At 58.8% G+C, this 17201-nt stretch carries 13 protein-coding genes and 5 tRNA genes; 4 read left to right on the top strand and 14 right to left on the bottom strand.

All coding sequences use genetic code 11. The features are described from left to right. Nucleotides 1-14 precede the first annotated feature (14 nt). From rpoB to CLU88_RS17090, 14 genes are all read right to left on the bottom strand, one after another. Nucleotides 15-4127 carry a DNA-directed RNA polymerase subunit beta gene (rpoB, locus tag CLU88_RS17155; protein ID WP_099657623.1) on the bottom strand — a complete coding sequence of 1371 codons (4113 nt, stop codon included), beginning with the start codon at nt 4125-4127 and terminating at the stop codon, nt 15-17. A 287-nt stretch (nt 4128-4414) separates the two neighbouring features. Beyond that, nucleotides 4415-4792, bottom strand: coding sequence for a 50S ribosomal protein L7/L12 (gene rplL, locus CLU88_RS17150; protein WP_099657622.1), 378 nt, complete (start codon nt 4790-4792; stop codon nt 4415-4417). A 39-nt stretch (nt 4793-4831) separates the two neighbouring features. Then, a complete protein-coding gene (rplJ, locus tag CLU88_RS17145; protein ID WP_099657621.1) occupies nt 4832-5356 on the bottom strand; it encodes a 50S ribosomal protein L10 in 525 nt (174 codons plus the stop codon). A 236-nt stretch (nt 5357-5592) separates the two neighbouring features. Next, entirely contained in the window at nt 5593-6288 is a 696-nt protein-coding gene (rplA, locus tag CLU88_RS17140; protein ID WP_099657620.1) for a 50S ribosomal protein L1, read from the bottom strand. Nucleotide 6289: 1 nt separating this feature from the next. After that, nucleotides 6290-6721: a 50S ribosomal protein L11 gene (gene rplK / locus CLU88_RS17135; RefSeq protein WP_099657619.1), complete on the bottom strand. Its 432-nt coding sequence runs from the start codon at nt 6719-6721 to the stop codon at nt 6290-6292. A gap of 126 nt (nt 6722-6847) precedes the next feature. Next, nucleotides 6848-7441, bottom strand: a complete 594-nt coding sequence (nusG, locus tag CLU88_RS17130; RefSeq protein WP_099657618.1) for a transcription termination/antitermination protein NusG — start codon at nt 7439-7441, stop codon at nt 6848-6850. Then, a complete protein-coding gene (secE, locus tag CLU88_RS17125) occupies nt 7438-7824 on the bottom strand; it encodes a preprotein translocase subunit SecE (RefSeq protein ID WP_099657617.1) in 387 nt (128 codons plus the stop codon). The genes nusG and secE overlap by 4 nt, the downstream gene beginning before the upstream one ends. Nucleotides 7825-7913: 89 nt before the next feature. Then, nucleotides 7914-7989, bottom strand: a tRNA-Trp gene (locus CLU88_RS17120). A gap of 13 nt (nt 7990-8002) precedes the next feature. Then, nucleotides 8003-9193 (bottom strand): elongation factor Tu, encoded by a 1191-nt coding sequence (gene tuf / locus CLU88_RS17115; RefSeq protein WP_099657583.1) that lies wholly within the window; start codon nt 9191-9193, stop codon nt 8003-8005. A 73-nt stretch (nt 9194-9266) separates the two neighbouring features. Beyond that, a tRNA-Thr gene (locus CLU88_RS17110) sits at nt 9267-9341 on the bottom strand. 53 nt (nt 9342-9394) lie between these two features. Next, nucleotides 9395-9468: transfer RNA gene (locus CLU88_RS17105), tRNA-Gly, on the bottom strand. 59 nt (nt 9469-9527) lie between these two features. Further along, nucleotides 9528-9613: transfer RNA gene (locus tag CLU88_RS17100), tRNA-Tyr, on the bottom strand. 71 nt (nt 9614-9684) lie between these two features. Further along, nucleotides 9685-9760 (bottom strand) — tRNA-Arg (locus tag CLU88_RS17095). A 62-nt stretch (nt 9761-9822) separates the two neighbouring features. After that, entirely contained in the window at nt 9823-10458 is a 636-nt protein-coding gene (locus CLU88_RS17090; RefSeq protein WP_099658964.1) for a TetR family transcriptional regulator, read from the bottom strand. A 189-nt stretch (nt 10459-10647) separates the two neighbouring features. Here CLU88_RS17090 and CLU88_RS17085 point away from each other — a divergent pair, with 189 nt between their 5' ends. From CLU88_RS17085 to CLU88_RS17070, 4 genes are all read left to right on the top strand, one after another. Continuing rightward, nucleotides 10648-11904 (top strand): efflux RND transporter periplasmic adaptor subunit, encoded by a 1257-nt coding sequence (locus CLU88_RS17085; protein ID WP_099657616.1) that lies wholly within the window; start codon nt 10648-10650, stop codon nt 11902-11904. A gap of 11 nt (nt 11905-11915) precedes the next feature. Beyond that, nucleotides 11916-15071 (top strand): efflux RND transporter permease subunit, encoded by a 3156-nt coding sequence (locus CLU88_RS17080; RefSeq protein ID WP_099657615.1) that lies wholly within the window; start codon nt 11916-11918, stop codon nt 15069-15071. Further along, nucleotides 15064-16473 carry an efflux transporter outer membrane subunit gene (locus tag CLU88_RS17075; protein ID WP_143226040.1) on the top strand — a complete coding sequence of 470 codons (1410 nt, stop codon included), beginning with the start codon at nt 15064-15066 and terminating at the stop codon, nt 16471-16473. The genes CLU88_RS17080 and CLU88_RS17075 overlap by 8 nt, the downstream gene beginning before the upstream one ends. A gap of 127 nt (nt 16474-16600) precedes the next feature. Continuing rightward, nucleotides 16601-17137: a cytochrome c5 family protein gene (locus CLU88_RS17070; protein WP_099657613.1), complete on the top strand. Its 537-nt coding sequence runs from the start codon at nt 16601-16603 to the stop codon at nt 17135-17137. The last annotated feature ends 64 nt before the right edge of the window (nt 17138-17201 follow it).

Here is a 17201-nt window from a genome sequence, read left to right as displayed (position 1 = left end):
CTTTCCTTTTCTGCTTAGGAGCGTTCCAGCTCGATGTCCAGGCCCAGCGAACGGATTTCCTTGACCAGCACGTTGAACGATTCCGGCATGCCGGCTTCGATGGCGTGTTCGCCCTTGACGATGGACTCGTACACCTTGGTACGGCCCACCACGTCATCGGACTTCACGGTCAGCATTTCCTGCAGCACGTAGGCGGCGCCGTAAGCTTCCAGCGCCCACACTTCCATTTCCCCGAAACGCTGGCCACCGAACTGCGCCTTACCACCCAGCGGCTGCTGCGTGACGAGCGAGTAAGGACCGGTCGAGCGGGCATGCATCTTGTCGTCCACCAAGTGGTGCAGCTTCAGGTAGTGCATGTAGCCGATGGTGGTGGGGCGCTCAAAGCGGTCACCCGTGCGGCCATCGTGCAGGTAAGCCTGCGTGCGGGTCGGTGTCAGGCCCTTGCGTGCGGCGATGTCATCAGGGTATGCAATCTTCAGCATGTCCTTGATTTCTTCTTCCGAAGCACCGTCGAACACGGGGGTTGCGTAAGGCACGCCCGAAGTCAGGTTCTGCGCCATGGCCACCAGCTCGTCGTCAGACAGCTGCGACAGGTCTTCCTTGCGGCCACGGGAGTTGTAGACCTCTTCCAGGAAGGTGCGCAGCTCAGAAGCCTTGGCCTCTTCCTGCAGCATGTCGCCCAGGCGTTGGCCAATGCCCTTGCCGGCCCAGCCCAAGTGGACTTCCAGCACCTGACCAATGTTCATCCGCGAAGGCACGCCCAGCGGGTTCAGAACGATGTCGGCAGGCGTGCCGTCGGCCATGTAGGGCATGTCTTCAACGGGCACGATCTTGGAGACCACACCCTTGTTACCGTGGCGGCCGGCCATCTTGTCGCCAGGCTGCAGGCGACGCTTGACGGCCAGGTACACCTTGACCATCTTCAGCACGCCCGCAGGCAACTCGTCACCTTGCGTGAGCTTCTTGCGCTTTTCTTCAAAGGCCAGGTCGAAGCTGTGGCGGGTTTGCTCCAGCGCGTTCTTGATGGATTCGAGCTGGGTGGCGACTTCGTCTTCGGCAGGACGGATGTCGAACCAGTGGAATTTTTCCACCGACGACAGGTACGCCTTGTCGAGCTTGGTGCCCTTGGCCAGTTTTTGCGGGCCACCGTTGGCCACGCGGCCGGTCAGCAGCTTTTCGATACGGTCAAACGCGTCAGCTTCCACGATACGCAGCTGGTCGTTCAGGTCCAGACGGAAGCGCTTGAGTTCATCGTCGATGATCTGCTGGGCGCGCTTGTCGCGCTGGATGCCTTCGCGGGTGAACACTTGCACATCGATCACGGTGCCGGAGGAACCTTGGTCCACGCGCAGCGAGGTGTCCTTTACGTCAGATGCCTTCTCACCGAAGATTGCGCGCAGCAGCTTCTCTTCGGGCGTGAGGGTGGTCTCGCCCTTGGGCGTGACCTTGCCGACCAGCGTATCGCCGGGTTGCACTTCTGCACCCACGTAGATGATGCCGGACTCGTCCAGACGGTTGAGTTGCTGCTCCGACAGGTTCGGAATGTCGCGCGTGATTTCTTCCGCACCCAGCTTCGTGTCACGGGCCATCACGACCAGTTCTTCGATGTGGATCGAGGTGTAGCGGTCTTCCGACACCACACGCTCGGAGATCAGGATCGAATCTTCGAAGTTGTAGCCGTTCCAGGGCATGAAGGCGATCAACATGTTCTGGCCGATCGCGATTTCGCCAAAGTCCGTCGATGCGCCGTCGGCCACCACGTCACCCTTGACCAGCTTGTCACCCTTCTTCACGATGGGACGCTGGTGGATGTTGGTGTTCTGGTTGGAACGCTGGTACTTGATGAGGTTGTAGATGTCCACACCCACTTCACCGGCCACAGCTTCGTCGTCGTTCACGCGCACCACAATGCGGGTCGCATCGACGTAGTCCACCACACCACCACGGGTGGCCGTGACCACAGTGCCCGAATCCACAGCGGCCACGCGCTCGATACCGGTGCCCACCAGTGGCTTCTCAGGACGCAGCACAGGCACAGCCTGGCGCGACATGTTGGCGCCCATCAACGCGCGGTTCGCGTCATCGTGCTCCAGGAATGGCACCAGCGAGGCAGCCACCGACACGATCTGAGCGGGCGACACGTCCATGTACTGCACTCGGTCCGCGCCGCACAGGATGGATTCACCCTTTTCACGGGCAGACACCAGATCACCGGTGAGGCGACCATCCTTGTCGAGCTGCGCGTTCGCCTGAGCGATCACGTACTTGCCTTCTTCAATGGCCGACAGGTAGTCGATTTCGTTGGTGATCTTGCCGTCCACAACGCGGCGGTAAGGCGTTTCAATGAAGCCGTACTCGTTCAAGCGGGCGTACAGAGCCAGCGAGTTGATCAGACCAATGTTTGGACCTTCTGGCGTCTCAATTGGGCAAACGCGACCGTAGTGGGTCACGTGCACGTCACGCACTTCAAAGCCTGCGCGCTCACGGGTCAAACCGCCTGGGCCCAGAGCGGACACACGGCGCTTGTGCGTGATTTCGGCCAGCGGGTTGGTCTGGTCCATGAACTGCGACAGCTGAGATGCGCCGAAGAATTCCTTCAGAGCAGCCGAAATCGGCTTGCTGTTGATCAGGTCATGGGGCATCAGAGGCTCTTGCTCGGCCTGGCCCAGACGCTCCTTCACGGCCTTCTCGATACGTGCCAAGCCTGTGCGGTACTGGTTTTCGGCCAGTTCGCCCACGCAACGCACGCGGCGGTTGCCCAAGTGATCAATGTCATCGACTTCGCCGTTGCCGTTGCGCAGATCCACCAAAATCTTGACCACAGCCAAGATGTCTTCGTTGGACAGCACCATGGGGCCGGTGGATTCGTCGCGGCCAATCTTGGCGTTGAACTTCATGCGGCCCACGCGCGACAGGTCGTACGTGTCGGGGTTGTAGAACAAGCGCTGGAACAGGGCCTGCACTGCGTCTTCGGTGGGTGGCTCGCCAGGGCGCATCATGCGGTAGATGGCCACGCGGGCGGCAAACTCGTCCACGGTTTCATCGATGCGCAGGGTCTGCGAGATGTAGGCGCCTTGGTCTAGTTCATTGGTATAGATGACCTGGAGGTCCTGCACGCCGGCAGAGCGCAGCTTCTTGAGCAACGCTTCGGTCAACTCTTCATTGGCCTTGGCGATGATTTCGCCGGTATCGGCATCAACGATGTTGCGGGCAACGACTCGACCGATCAGGAAGTCTTCGGGCACGCTGATGTGCGTAGTACCCGATTGTTCCAGTTCACGGGTGTGACGGGCCGTGACGCGCTTGTCCTTGGCCACAACGACCTTGCCGGACTTGTCGGTGATGTCGAAACGTGCCACTTCGCCACGCAAACGCTCGGACACAAATTCCATTTGTGCGCCGCTGTCCATCAGACGGAAATTGTCATTGACAAAGAAGTTCGCCAGGATGGATTCAGGGTTCAGGCCAATGGCCTTGAGCAGCGTCGTAACCGGCATCTTGCGACGGCGGTCCACACGGAAGTACAAGATGTCCTTGGGGTCAAACTCAAAATCCAGCCACGAGCCGCGGTACGGGATGATGCGAGCCGAGAACAGCAGCTTGCCGGAACTGTGGGTCTTGCCCTTGTCGTGCTCAAAAAATACGCCAGGCGAGCGATGCAGCTGAGACACGATCACGCGCTCAGTGCCGTTGATGATGAACGAGCCCTTGTCAGTCATCAGGGGCACTTCGCCCATGTAGACCTCTTGCTCTTTCACTTCCTTCACCACCTTGGACTGCGAAGTGGAGGACTCGCGGTCATAGATGATCAGCTGCACTTTGGCGCGCACGGCCGAAGCAAAGGTCAAGCCCCGAGTCTGGCACTCACGCACGTCAAACGCGGGCTTGGCCAAGTTGTACTCAATGAACTTCATCTCGACAAAACCATTGTGCGAGACGATAGGGAAAGCTGCATCAAAAGCAGCCTGCAAACCTTCTATGGTCCTCTTTTGAGGTGCTTTATCTGCCTGCAGGAAGGCGGTGTATGCGTCCTTCTGCATCTGCAGCAGATAAGGAACTTCCAGCACGCTGTCGCGGCTGCCGAAACTTTTGCGAATTCGCTTGCGTTCGGTATAGGAATAGGCCATGAGATCTCCGGGCAAAGACATGAGTCCTGGGTCTTCGACGACTGACCCGCAAGGTGCTTTCCTTTGCGGGCTTGGCGGTTGGCCACTACCAACCATGGCGGACGGCGATGCATTGCACATCACCCGAACCAAGGTATCTTCTGCTGTCGGGGTTGTCAGAAGACACTCGAAACTCAACTCACTGCAGACTCATAACGCCCTGCATCAAGTCACTTTTCGGGTGCGCTCTGAAAGCGCCAAAGGCTGGAGGCCCTTGAGGAGCACTCCAGCCCTTGAAAGAGACCGAATTACTTCAGTTCAGCCTTGGCACCGGCTTCCACCAGCTTCTTGACTGCGGCTTCAGCGTCAGCCTTGGCAATAGCTTCCTTGACGTTCTTTGGAGCGCCGTCCACCAGATCCTTGGCTTCCTTGAGGCCCAGGCCGGTGATTTCGCGCACTGCCTTGATGACGGAAACCTTGTTGGCGCCAGCGTCAGTCAGCACCACATTGAATTCTGTCTTTTCTTCAGCAGCAGCAGCGCCAGCGCCACCACCAGCGGCAGCAGGAGCAGCCATGGCTGCAGCGCTCACACCAAACTTCTCTTCAATGGCCTTCACCAGGTCATTGAGTTCCAGAACCGTCATGCTGTCCAGAGCGGTCAAAAATGCGTCTTTATCGAATGCCATTTTTATTTCCTAACAATTAGTTGGTTGTCTGTCGGGCTATCAAGCCGCAACAGGTTCGGCGGCCGTTTCGGCTGCGCCTTCGCCTTTTTTCGCCGCCAGCGCGCCCAGCACAACGGCTGTACGCGACATGGGGGACATAAGCAAGCCACAAATCTGAGCCAGCAAAACTTCCTTGGAAGGAATGTTGGCCAGTTGCTTAACGCTGTTGACATCCAGGGCTTTGCCACCGAAAGCGCCACCGCGAATCACCAACTTGTCGTTGGTTTTCGCGAAATCGGCCACCACCTTAGCGGCAGCCACAGCGTCTTCGGAGAAGCCATAGATCAGCGGACCGGTCATCTGGTCGGCCACAACGTCAAATGCGCTACCAGCCACAGCACGGCGAGCCAGGGTGTTCTTCAGAACACTCAGGGTGACGCCCTTGCTGCGTGCATCAACGCGCAGTTTGGTCATGTCGGCGACCGTGATGCCACGGTATTCCGCGATCACGAGCGTTTGAGCTTTAGCGGCGAGGCTGGTCACTTCACTGATGACCGCTTCTTTCTCACTGCGATTAAGACTCAAGGTCTACTCCTTAAAATGCGCACTCGGCGATGGCCTTGTGCGCGCTCTTGTTGCAGCGACCAACTGTTTTGGAAAATTTCCATCTGCAGCGGGATCGCCATCTGCGTTGGCACCATCTCTGGCTTTAAGCGCGAGTAACTCACACACCAACGGTCTTGGATGGCCTGAAGCTACCGAGGTAGCCTCAGCCCACCACATCAATCTCGCCCGAAGGCAAGATTGAAGATTTTTTGCAATTACGCTGCGATGGTTTGCGTATCCACGCGGACACCCAAGCCCATCGTGGAGGACACAGCCACCTTGCGCAGGTACAGACCCTTGCTGGTAGCTGGCTTGGCCTTGTTCAGGGCTTCAATCAGCGCAGCCAGGTTGCCTTGCAGCTTTTCGTTGTCGAACGAACGGCGACCGATCGTGCTGTGCACGATACCAGCCTTGTCGACGCGGAATTGCACTTGACCCGCCTTGGCATTCTTCACAGCCGTAGCGACGTCAGGCGTCACGGTACCCACCTTGGGGTTAGGCATCAGGCCACGTGGACCAAGAATCTGGCCCAGCGTACCCACAACGCGCATGGCGTCAGGGGCAGCGATCACCACGTCGAAAGGCATGTCGCCGGCCTTGACCATGGCGGCCAAGTCGTCCATACCCACGATGTCGGCGCCAGCAGCCTTGGCTTCTTCAGCCTTGGCGCCTTGGGCGAAGACGGCCACGCGAGTCGTCTTGCCGGTACCGTTAGGCAGCACCACAGCACCACGCACCACTTGGTCCGACTTCTTGGCATCAATGCCAAGTTGAACGGCCACATCGATGGATTCATCGAACTTGGCGGTAGCAGCTTCTTTCACGATTGCAACTGCTTCAGCGAAAGCGTACAGCTTGGTGCTGTCAACCTTGCCTTGCAGGGCTTTTTGCTTCTTTGTCAGCTTGGCCATTTTACAAACCCTCCACCGTCACGCCCATGGAGCGTGCAGAGCCAGCCAGCGTGCGCACAGCGGCGTCGACGTTGGCAGCGTTCATGTCCTTCAGCTTGGTCTTCGCGATCTCTTCAAGCTGTGCGCGAGTGATCTTGCCGACCTTGGTCTTCAAAGGGTTGGAAGAACCCTTCTCGAGCTTGATGGCCTTCTTGATCAGAGTCGTCGCAGGCGGCGTCTTGATGATGAAGGTGAAGCTCTTGTCCGCAAAAGCCGTGATGACCACGGGCAATGGCAGGCCTGGCTCGACGCCCTGGGTCTGCGCATTGAATGCCTTGCAGAACTCCATGATGTTGAGGCCACGCTGACCCAGCGCGGGGCCGATTGGTGGGGATGGGTTGGCCTTACCTGCTGGGACTTGCAGCTTGATAAAACCGACGATTTTCTTCGCCATGCTTTGCTCCTTGCGGGTTGTAACGCCTGCCTATGCAACATGCACTAGCAGGCTCCCCGGGGGTTAACGACTCACCAAAACCTCTCGCACCGAGTCGAAAAATGCGAGGTATTTATTCCACTAGGCTCAGGTCTTTTCAACCTGTCCAAATTCCAATTCGACGGGTGTAGACCGGCCAAAAATCATCACAGAAACGCGCAGACGATTCTTTTCGTAGTTGACTTCTTCGACCGAGCCATTGAAATCAGTGAATGGGCCTTCCTTGACCCGCACCAACTCACCCACCATGAATTCGACCTTGTGGCGTGGCTTGTCAGTGCCTTCCTGCATCTGGCTGACGATCTTTTGCACCTCGTCTTCCGAGATGGGCGCAGGCCGATTCTTGACCCCACCAACGAAACCCGTCACTTTGTTGGTGTGCTTCACCAAGTGCCAAGTGTCGTCGTCCATCACCATTTCAACAAAGACATACCCAGGAAAAAGACGCCGCTCGGTCGTCTTCTTCTGGCCATTTTTCATCTCAACCACTTCTTCAGTGGGGACGAGAATTCGGCCAAATTTGTCTTGCATGCCAGCGCGGCCGATGCGCTCGACAATGTTGCGCTCAACCGCCTTTTCCATGCCCGAATAGGCATGAACGATGTACCAACGCAAATCAGGATTAGAGGGCGTGGATGAAACGGGAGCACCGCCATCGGCCACCACTGCATCGGTTGTCATGACTTTCTCCATCCCAAAATGAGGTCGTAAAAAACCCATTCCAGCGTTTTATCCGTGAACCACAGAAACAAGGCCATGATGACCACAAAGGCAAAAACGTAAGCTGTTATTTGCAGTGTTTCTTTTCGGGTTGGCCAAACCACCTTTTTGACTTCGCGCCAAGCATCACGCGCAAATGCAACAAACTGGCGGCCCGACTCAGAAACCAAGAAAACGCCCGCAGCAGCCAACAGCCCGACAATCAGGGCCGCCCACTGAGCGTATACACCTTGCTTTCCAAGCAAATAAAAACCAGCAATAGCAGCTAGCACGAAAGCAACAGCAGCAGCAAGCTTTGCTTTTTCCGCACCGGAACTTACGGTTTCAACCTGTGAGGCAGCCATGTTTGATACTTTCACTTCATTTCACACGGCATCACACAAGACACCGAAGCCCGCCAGATACTGGCGGGCTTTGATTGAGCCACTTTAAGTGGCAGGGGCAGTAGGAATCGAACCTACAACCTTCGGTTTTGGAGACCGACGCTCTGCCAATTGAGCTATACCCCTATACACAAACTAATTAAGCAATGATCTTGGCAACCACGCCGGCGCCCACAGTGCGGCCGCCTTCGCGGATAGCAAAGCGCAGGCCTTCTTCCATAGCGATGGGGTTGATCAGCTTCACAGTGATCGACACGTTGTCGCCAGGCATGACCATTTCCTTGTCGGCTGGCAGCTCGATGGCGCCAGTCACGTCAGTCGTACGGAAGTAGAACTGAGGACGGTAGTTGTTGAAGAAAGGCGTGTGACGGCCGCCTTCGTCCTTGCTCAGCACATACACTTCGGCAGTGAAGTGGGTGTGTGGCTTGATCGAGTTGGGCTTGCACAGCACTTGGCCGCGCTCGACGTCTTCGCGCTTGGTGCCGCGCAGCAGCAGGCCAACGTTGTCGCCAGCTTGACCTTGGTCCAGCAGCTTGCGGAACATTTCCACGCCGGTGCAGGTGGTTTTTTGTGTGTCGCGGATACCGACGATTTCGATTTCTTCGCCGACCTTGATGATGCCGCGCTCGATACGGCCCGTCACCACGGTGCCACGACCGGAGATCGAGAACACGTCTTCCACAGGCATCAGGAAGGCACCGTCCACAGCGCGCTCAGGCGTAGGGATGTAGGTGTCCAGGGCTTCGGCCAGCTTGTCGATGGCTTGTTCGCCCAGAGGGCCCTTGTCGCCTTCCAGAGCCAGCTTGGCGGAACCACGCACGATGGGGGTGTCGTCGCCAGGGAAGCTGTACTTGTCCAGGAGTTCGCGAACTTCCATTTCGACGAGTTCCAGCAGTTCTTCGTCGTCCACCATGTCGCACTTGTTCAGGAACACGATGATGTAAGGCACACCCACTTGACGGGCCAGCAGGATGTGTTCGCGGGTCTGGGGCATTGGGCCGTCAGCAGCGGAGCACACCAAGATAGCGCCGTCCATTTGGGCAGCGCCAGTGATCATGTTCTTCACATAGTCAGCGTGGCCAGGGCAGTCCACGTGAGCGTAGTGGCGGTTGGCGGTTTCGTATTCAACGTGGGCAGTGTTGATGGTAATGCCGCGTGCCTTTTCTTCGGGCGCTGCGTCGATTTCATCGTACTTCTTGGCTTCGCCGCCAAACTTGGCAGACAGCACGGTGGCGATAGCAGCCGTCAGGGTTGTCTTGCCATGGTCCACGTGACCGATGGTGCCCACGTTGACGTGGGGCTTGGTGCGTTCGAATTTTCCTTTTGCCATTTTTCCGACTCCGAAAAATATCTATTTCAAAAAACAGGATCTTGGCGCAACCAGAACCGGACGCACCCGAAAGTGGTGCCCATGGCGGGAATCGGACCCGCGACCTCTCCCTTACCAAGGGAGTGCTCTACCACTGAGCCACATGGGCAATCCAAGCATCACATCAATGATGTCAGACGAAACTACAAAACCAAAACAATGTGGAGCGGGAGACGGGAATCGAACCCGCGTCATTAGCTTGGAAGGCTAGGGTTCTACCATTGAACTACTCCCGCACAAGCCAACGACTCTTGCGAAGCCTGCACAACCCAACAGACAAACTCACACTAAATTTTGGTGGAGGGGACTGGATTCGAACCAGTGTAGGCGTAAGCCAACAGATTTACAGTCTGCCCCCTTTAGCCACTCGGGCACCCCTCCGATCAGCCTTGAATTCTAGCACGGTTTTTGCAAACCTAAACAAAACCCGAAATTCAAGCAACATATTTATCTGGTGCGGCTGGCGGGGATCGAACCCACGACCCTTGGCTTCGGAGGCCAATACTCTATCCACTGAGCTACAGCCGCACGAATTCACATGTTAGCCACGGATTATCGCACGGAGCAACGCTCCAGGCGATCACCTTGCACTACGTGTCAGCAACGGACCAGCAAAGCCCCACCCCCTGCAAAAAAGCATCCGTCGCACGCCCCCCCACACTCACCAGATCAAACCCGCCCTGCCCAAGAATCCAGTTTTGGATCAACCCGTCGAACAGCGCATGCAATGACACAGCCGCCTCATGCGGAGACAAGGGCATGCTCAATCGCCCCCCCTCCACAGCCAGCGCAAAGTCGCGAGCCAGCTGGGCAGTGAAATTACCCGACGCGGCAATGTGCCGATCCCGCACCGCAGCCATTTCATCCACGTACTCCACCTTGTACATGGCAATCTCAAAAACCCGCCGAGCCTGCGCATTGGACGCCACCGCATGGAGCACAAACGCCATGACAGCGCGCAAGCGCCCCACGGGATCTCCGCCCGCCACACACGAAAACTGAGCACACCCTTGCTCCAGCGGCAAAGTCACCCGATCCATCATGGCATTGAACAGATCCACCTTGTCCTTGAAATGCCAGTAGATCGCGCCACGGGTAGCCCCTGCAGCGCTGGCAATGTCACTCAAAGACGCACGCGACACACCCTTCTCACAAAACACACGCTCGGCCGCATCAATCAGGCCATTGCGCGTAGCCGCCGCATCTTCTTTTGTTCTGCGAACCATTTCGCCATCCATTTCTACAAGCATCGTCATCGCCAGCACGTGCTGCAAATTCATTATACATTCATGACTGTATGTATAATCTCTCAGCAGCCATGTCGGGTTTTCGCGCCCCTGCCATCTTTTGTGGCCATCTTGTTTCAGGCTACGGGCACATCAGCCCTCCTCTCGCCTCATCACCAAAGGATTTCCATGCTTCGCTTGCATGATGAACAACCCGTTCAACAAACATCCAACAGAACACAGCACCTGCTTCTCGGGAGCCTTGTCGCAACCAGCCTATTGCTAGCCGCTTGCGGCAAAGAGGCGTCGGCACCAGCCGGAGCCGGCGGCCAAAAGCCTGCAGTAGAGGTCGGGACAGTGACAGCGACGCCCGGCGACATTGGGCTGGTGACCGAACTGCCAGGGCGTGTAGAGGCCTCTCGCGTTGCACAAGTGAGGGCTCGGGCTGCAGGGATCTTGCAGCAGCGAACCTTCAAGGAGGGCAGCGATGTCAAGGCTGGGCAGTCTTTGTTCAAAATCGACGAGGCCCCTTATGCAGCAGCCCTGGACAGTGCCAAAGCCAGCCAGGCCAAAGCCGAAGCCAACCTGGCGCAGACCCAAGCCCAACTGGAGCGTTATCGCCCACTCGTCGAAGCCAACGCCATCAGCAAGCAAGACTATGTGAACGCCGAAGCGGCGCTCAAGCAATCTCAAGCCGATGTGGCATCAGCCAAGGCGGCCGTGCGCACGGCAGGCATCAACCTGGGTTACGCCAGCGTCTCGGCCCCCATTTCCGGGCGCATTGGGCGTGCATTGGTAACCGAGGGAGCCTTGGTCGGCCAAGGGGAAGCAACCCCTTTGGCGGTGATTCAACAGATTGACCCTGTGTACGTGAACTTCACCCAGTCTGCGAACGACATCTTGCAATTGCGCAAAGCCATGGCCAACGGGCAGTTCAAGCGCGCAGACGGCAAGGAGGCTGCCAGCGTTCGCTTGATCCTGAGCGATGGCACCGAATACGCCCAAGCGGGCAAGCTGCTTTTTTCTGATTTGTCCGTGGACGCGAGCACGGGTCAGGTGACCTTGCGCGCAGAAGTCCCCAACCCCAAGGGCGAGTTGTTGCCAGGCCTGTATCTGCGTGTGCGACTGGAACAGGCACAGGCCAGCAATGCCATCACGCTGCCTCAACAAGCGGTCACGCGCACGCAGCAAGGGGACACAGTCAGTGTGGTGGGTGATGACGGAAAGATCAGCCAGCGCACCGTCAAGATCAGTGCGGCACAAAACAACCGCTGGGTCGTGCGTGAAGGCCTGCAAGCGGGCGAAAAGGTCATGGTGGATGGCTTTCAGAAACTGCAGATGCTGCCCCCAGGCACTCCCGTTAAAGCCGTGCCATGGCAGGCGCCCGGACAGGCTGCAACGCCCGCTCCGGCCCCGGCAGCCGATGCATCTGCAGCCAAGCCCTGAGAGGCACGCACATGGCAAAGTTCTTTATTGACCGACCCATCTTTGCGTGGGTCATCGCACTGTTCATCATGGTCATGGGGGGCGTGGCAATCACCCAGCTGCCCATCTCGCAGTACCCCCCCGTCGCTCCGCCGTCCATCGTCATCAATACCTCATACCCAGGCGCTTCTGCACAGACGCTGGAAGACAGTGTGCTGTCGGTGATTGAGCGCGAGATGAATGGCTCCCCGGGGTTGATCTATATGGAGTCCGTTGCACAAGCAGACGGCTCCGGCAGCATCACGCTGAGTTTCCAGCCCGGCACCAACGCAGACCTGGCGCAGGTAGACGTACAAAACCGGCTGTCCAGAGCCACTCCACGGCTGCCGTCAACCGTCACGCAGCAAGGCGTGCGCGTGGACAAATCGAGGTCCAACTTCTTGCTGTTCACGATGTTGTCCTCCAGCGACCCGAAAACAGACACCGTGGCGCTGGGTGACTATGCATCTCGCAACGTGGTGCCTGAACTGCAGCGGCTGAGCGGCATCGGCCAGGCCCAGCTCTTCGGCACCGAAAGGGCGATGCGCATCTGGATCGACCCCGCCAAGATGGAGAGCTTCAACGTCTCTGCGGCCGAAGTGAGTGCAGCCATCCGCGCCCAAAATGCACAAGTGGCCAGCGGCACCATTGGCGATTTGCCCAACCTGGCAGGCCAGGGCATTTCCGCAACCGTGGTGGTGACAGGCCAGTTGTCCAGCGTAGAGCAGTTCTCCAACATCATCCTGCGGGCCAATGCAGACGGCTCTACCGTTCGGATCAAGGATGTGGCGCGCGTGGAACTGGGCGGCCAGGCCTACGCCACCGCCGCCCGACTCAACGGCAAACCGGCCATTGGCATCGGTGTCCAGTTGTCTCCTAGCGGCAACGCGCTGGAGGCAGCCAAAGCCGTGCGCACCAAGATGGACGAGCTGTCCCGGTACTTTCCCCAAGGCATGAGCTGGAGCATTCCTTACGACAGCTCGCGCTTTGTGGACATCTCCATCACCCAAGTGGCCAAAACGCTGCTGGAAGCCGTCGCCCTGGTGTTCCTGGTGATGTTCCTGTTTCTGCAGAACTGGCGCTACACCGTCATTCCCACCATCGTGGTGCCGATTGCGTTGCTGGGCACTTTTGCGACGTTGCTGGCGCTGGGCTTCTCCATCAACGTGCTCACCATGTTCGGCATGGTGCTGGTGATCGGTATCGTCGTGGACGATGCCATCGTGGTGGTCGAGAACGTCGAGCGCATCATGAGCGAAGAAGGTCTCTCGCCGCTGGAAGCCACACGCAAAGCCATGCGCCAGATTTCGGGCGCCATCATTGGCGTGACCGTGGTACTGATCTCCGTGTTCGTGCCACTGGCGTTCTTCGCAGGCTCTACCGGCAATATCTACCGCCAATTCTCGGCAGTCATGGTGGCGTCTATCGGGTTCTCGGCCTTCATGGCCTTGTCGTTGACGCCAGCGCTGTGCGCCACCTTGCTCAAGCCAGTGGAAGCAGGCCACCACCACGAAAAGACGGGCTTTTTCGGCTGGTTCAACCGGCGCTTCACCGTTGCCGCCAAAGGATATGAAGGCTGGGTCGCTCGCATGCTCAAGCGCACAGCGCGATATTTGGTCATTTACGCGGCCATCGTGGGTGCCGTGGCAGTCGTCTACATGCGCCTGCCAACCTCCTTTTTGCCCAGCGAGGACCAAGGCAACATCATCGTGAACGTGCAGTTGCCGCCGGGCGCGACGCAGGAGCGGACGCTGGCCGCCATGGAGCAAGTGGAAAACTTCATCCTCAAGCAGCCCGAAGTGCAAAGCATGGTGGGGGTTCTGGGTTTCAGCTTTTCTGGCCAAGGACAGAACGCAGCATTGGCCTTTGTGACGCTCAAGGACTGGAGCGAGCGCCATGGTCCAGGCCAGTCGGCGCAAGACGTGGCCAACCGCGCCTTTGGTGGGCTGATGGGCATTCGCGATGCATTCATCTTCCCGCTCAGCCCACCGCCCATCCCCGAACTGGGCAACGCCAGCGGGTTCACGTTCCGCTTGCAAGACCGCAGCGGTGCGGGGCATGAAGCGTTGGTCAATGCCCGCAATCAACTGCTGGGCATGGCCTCCCAGAGCAAGGTGCTCACGCAAGTGCGCCCAGACGGACTGGAAGACGCCCCGCAACTGCAAATTGACATTGACCGCGACAAAGCCAATGCACTGGGCGTGACGTTCGATGCCATCAACTCCACGCTGTCCACCGCCCTGGGGTCCAGCTATGTCAACGACTTCCCGAACCAGGGGCGACTACAGCGTGTCGTGGTGCAGGCGGATGCCCCTGCCCGCATGCAGCCGGATGACCTGATGAAATTGAACGCAAGCAACAGCCAAGGCAAGCCGGTGCCACTCTCGGCCTTTGCAACCACCAAGTGGGTCAAGGGCGCACAACAGACGGTGCGCTACAACGGCTATCCCGCTATGCGCATCTCTGGCAGCCCTGCGCCAGGTCTGAGCACTGGAGCGGCCATGGCGGAGATGGAGAAGCTGGCCGGCCAGTTGCCTGCAGGCTTTGGCTTTGAATGGACCGGGCAGTCGCGTGAAGAAAAGCTCGCAGGCTCACAGTCCTTGATTCTGTACAGCTTTGCCATCCTGGCAGTGTTCCTCTGCCTGGCTGCACTGTATGAAAGCTGGTCCATCCCGTTGGCCGTAGTGCTGGTGGTGCCGCTGGGCGTGCTGGGGGTGTTACTCGCCACGCTGATGCGGGGATACGCCAACGACGTCTACTTCCAGGTGGGGCTGATCACCATCATTGGGCTGTCTGCCAAGAATGCGATTTTGATCATTGAGTTCGCCAAAGACCTGCAAGCCCAAGGCAAGGGTGTCATTGAGTCGGCCCTGGAAGCAGCGCATTTGCGCTTCAGGCCCATCATCATGACCTCAATGGCGTTTGGCCTGGGCGTGGTGCCACTGGCCATTGCCAGCGGCGCCGGGTCTGCCAGCCAACGCGCCATCGGCACTGGTGTGCTGGGGGGTATGTTCACGGGCACCGTCTTGGCGGTGTTCTTTGTCCCCGTCTTTTTCGTGGTCGTGCGCGGGCTCTTCAAGGGCAGCGCACGCCAACAAGAAATGAACCGCCGCCATGCAGAAGAAGCAGGAATTGGAAACCATGACTAAGAAACTCGCCCCCCTGAGCCTGGCGATGGTGGCCCTGCTGGCTGGCTGCTCCATGATTCCGGCATACGAGCGCCCTGCAGCCCCAGTGCCCACGGGCTACACCGCAGCGTCGACGCAGCCCGGCGCTCCGCTCCCCTCCTGGCGCAGCTACTTCTCCGAGCCACGCCTGCAACAGCTCATTGAGATCGCGCTGGACCACAACCGTGACCTGCGCATCGCCAGCCTCAATGTCGAGCAAGCGCGCGCACAGTTTCAGGTGCGCAGAGCGGCGCAGTACCCTGCAGTGGGGCTGGCCGCCAATGCCTCCCGCGCGCCCGCCTCGGGCTCTGGCGACCTGACCAACAGCTTCAGCGTGGGCCTTGCTGTCACCGCCTGGGAGCTGGACTTTTTTGGCCGCGTCGCCAGCCTCAAGGAGCAGGCACTGGCACAGTACCTTGCAAGCGAAGAAGGGCGCAATGCCGCCCAGGTCAGCCTGATCAGCGCAGTGGCCAATGGCTGGCTGACGCTGCTGGCCGACGAGCAGTTGCTGGAGCTTTCACGCCGGACCTTGACCACCCGCGAAGAGTCCGTGCGGCTGACCAAGCTGCGGCTGGACTCCGGGGCAGCGTCAGAACTTGACTATCGGCAAGCGGAATCACTGACCCAGGCCGCACGGGCGACGCTGGCCCAGCAGCAGCGCCAAAGAGCCCTCGACGAGAATGCCCTGGCCCTGCTGCTGGGCCAACCGTTGCCTGAAGACATTCGAGCCAGCTTGACCCGCAGCGATTTGCGGGCCGCCCCCAGCATGCAAACAGTTCCTGCAGGCTTGCCCTCAGATCTGCTGGCACAGCGGCCAGACATTCGACAGGCAGAGCAGCAACTGGTGGCGGCCAATGCCAACATTGGAGCCGCGCGCGCCGCATTCTTTCCGCGCATTGCCTTGACGGCGCAGGCCGGAACCGCCAGTGGCGAGCTTTCAGGCCTGTTCAAAAACGGCTCCTGGGGCTTCACCTTGGCCCCATCGCTGCTGCTGCCTCTGTTCGATGCGGGCGCCAACCAAGCGAACCTCGACAGTGCACAGGTGGGCCGCAAACTCGCCGTAGCGCAGTATGAGAAGGCCATCCAAACGGCATTCCGGGAGGTGTCTGACGCGCTGGCCAGCCAAAGCACCCTGACAGAGCAACTGGACGCGCAAACCAAGCAAGCCGAGGCTGAGGCCATACGCCTGAACCTGGCGGATCTGCGCTACAAAAACGGGGTGGCCAGCTACCTCGATTTGCTGGACGCACAGCGCTCACTGTTCAGCACGCAGCAAGGCGTGGTGCAGGTGCGCCTGGGGCAGTTGCAAAATCAAGTCACGCTGTTCAAGGCGCTGGGCGGCGGCTGGGATGCAGAAACAGGCCAAGCCAGCAAAGCGCCCTGAGAAAGCCCCTCGTGGGATACCGACGAATATCTTGCGGGGTCTGGTCAGTGACCATCTATCACAGGCCTACCCCACAGATATAATTTAGGGTTATTCCATCAAAGACCCCGCCACTCCAGAGGACGTCATGAGCGACAACCACCACGAAGAAGCGCATACAGGCCCGATCAAAACCCCCAAGCAACTACTGATCGCGGGATTTTTCTCGTTCGTGGTGCCTATCTTTGCCATCATCGGCCTGGTTCTCTACGTGACCTCAAGCAACAAGCCTGCCGCTGGTGCCGCCAACCCTGAAAAGGCACTGGCCGAGCGCATCCAAAAAGTGGGCATGGTGGAAGTGCGCGATGCCAATCGCCCTCTGCGCGCAGGCGAAGAAGTGTTCAAGGGCCAATGCGCCGCTTGCCACGCCACCGGCGCAGCAGGCGCACCCAAGCTGGCCGACGCTGCGGCCTGGGGCCCTCGCATCAAGACCGGCTTTGAAGCGCTGGTCCAGTCCGCCCTCAAGGGCAAGGGCGCCATGGCGCCCCAGGGTGGTGGTGACTTCAACGACACCGAAATTGCCCGGGCCGTGGTGTTCATGGCCAATGCCGGCGGTGCCAAGTTTGCTGAGCCTGCAGCGCCAGGCGCTGCCGCCCCAGAGGCCGGAGCCTCTGCAGCGCAGTAACCCAAGGCGGCTGCACACAGCGGCCAGTCCATCAAAAAAGCCGATGCATGCATCGGCTTTTTTA

It is taken from the genome of Acidovorax sp. 56 (assembly GCF_002749705.1).
Classification (GTDB): Bacteria; Pseudomonadota; Gammaproteobacteria; order Burkholderiales; family Burkholderiaceae_C; genus Acidovorax.
Note: the sequence above shows the minus strand (reverse complement) of the source record. Positions and strands in the feature narration are given on the sequence as shown.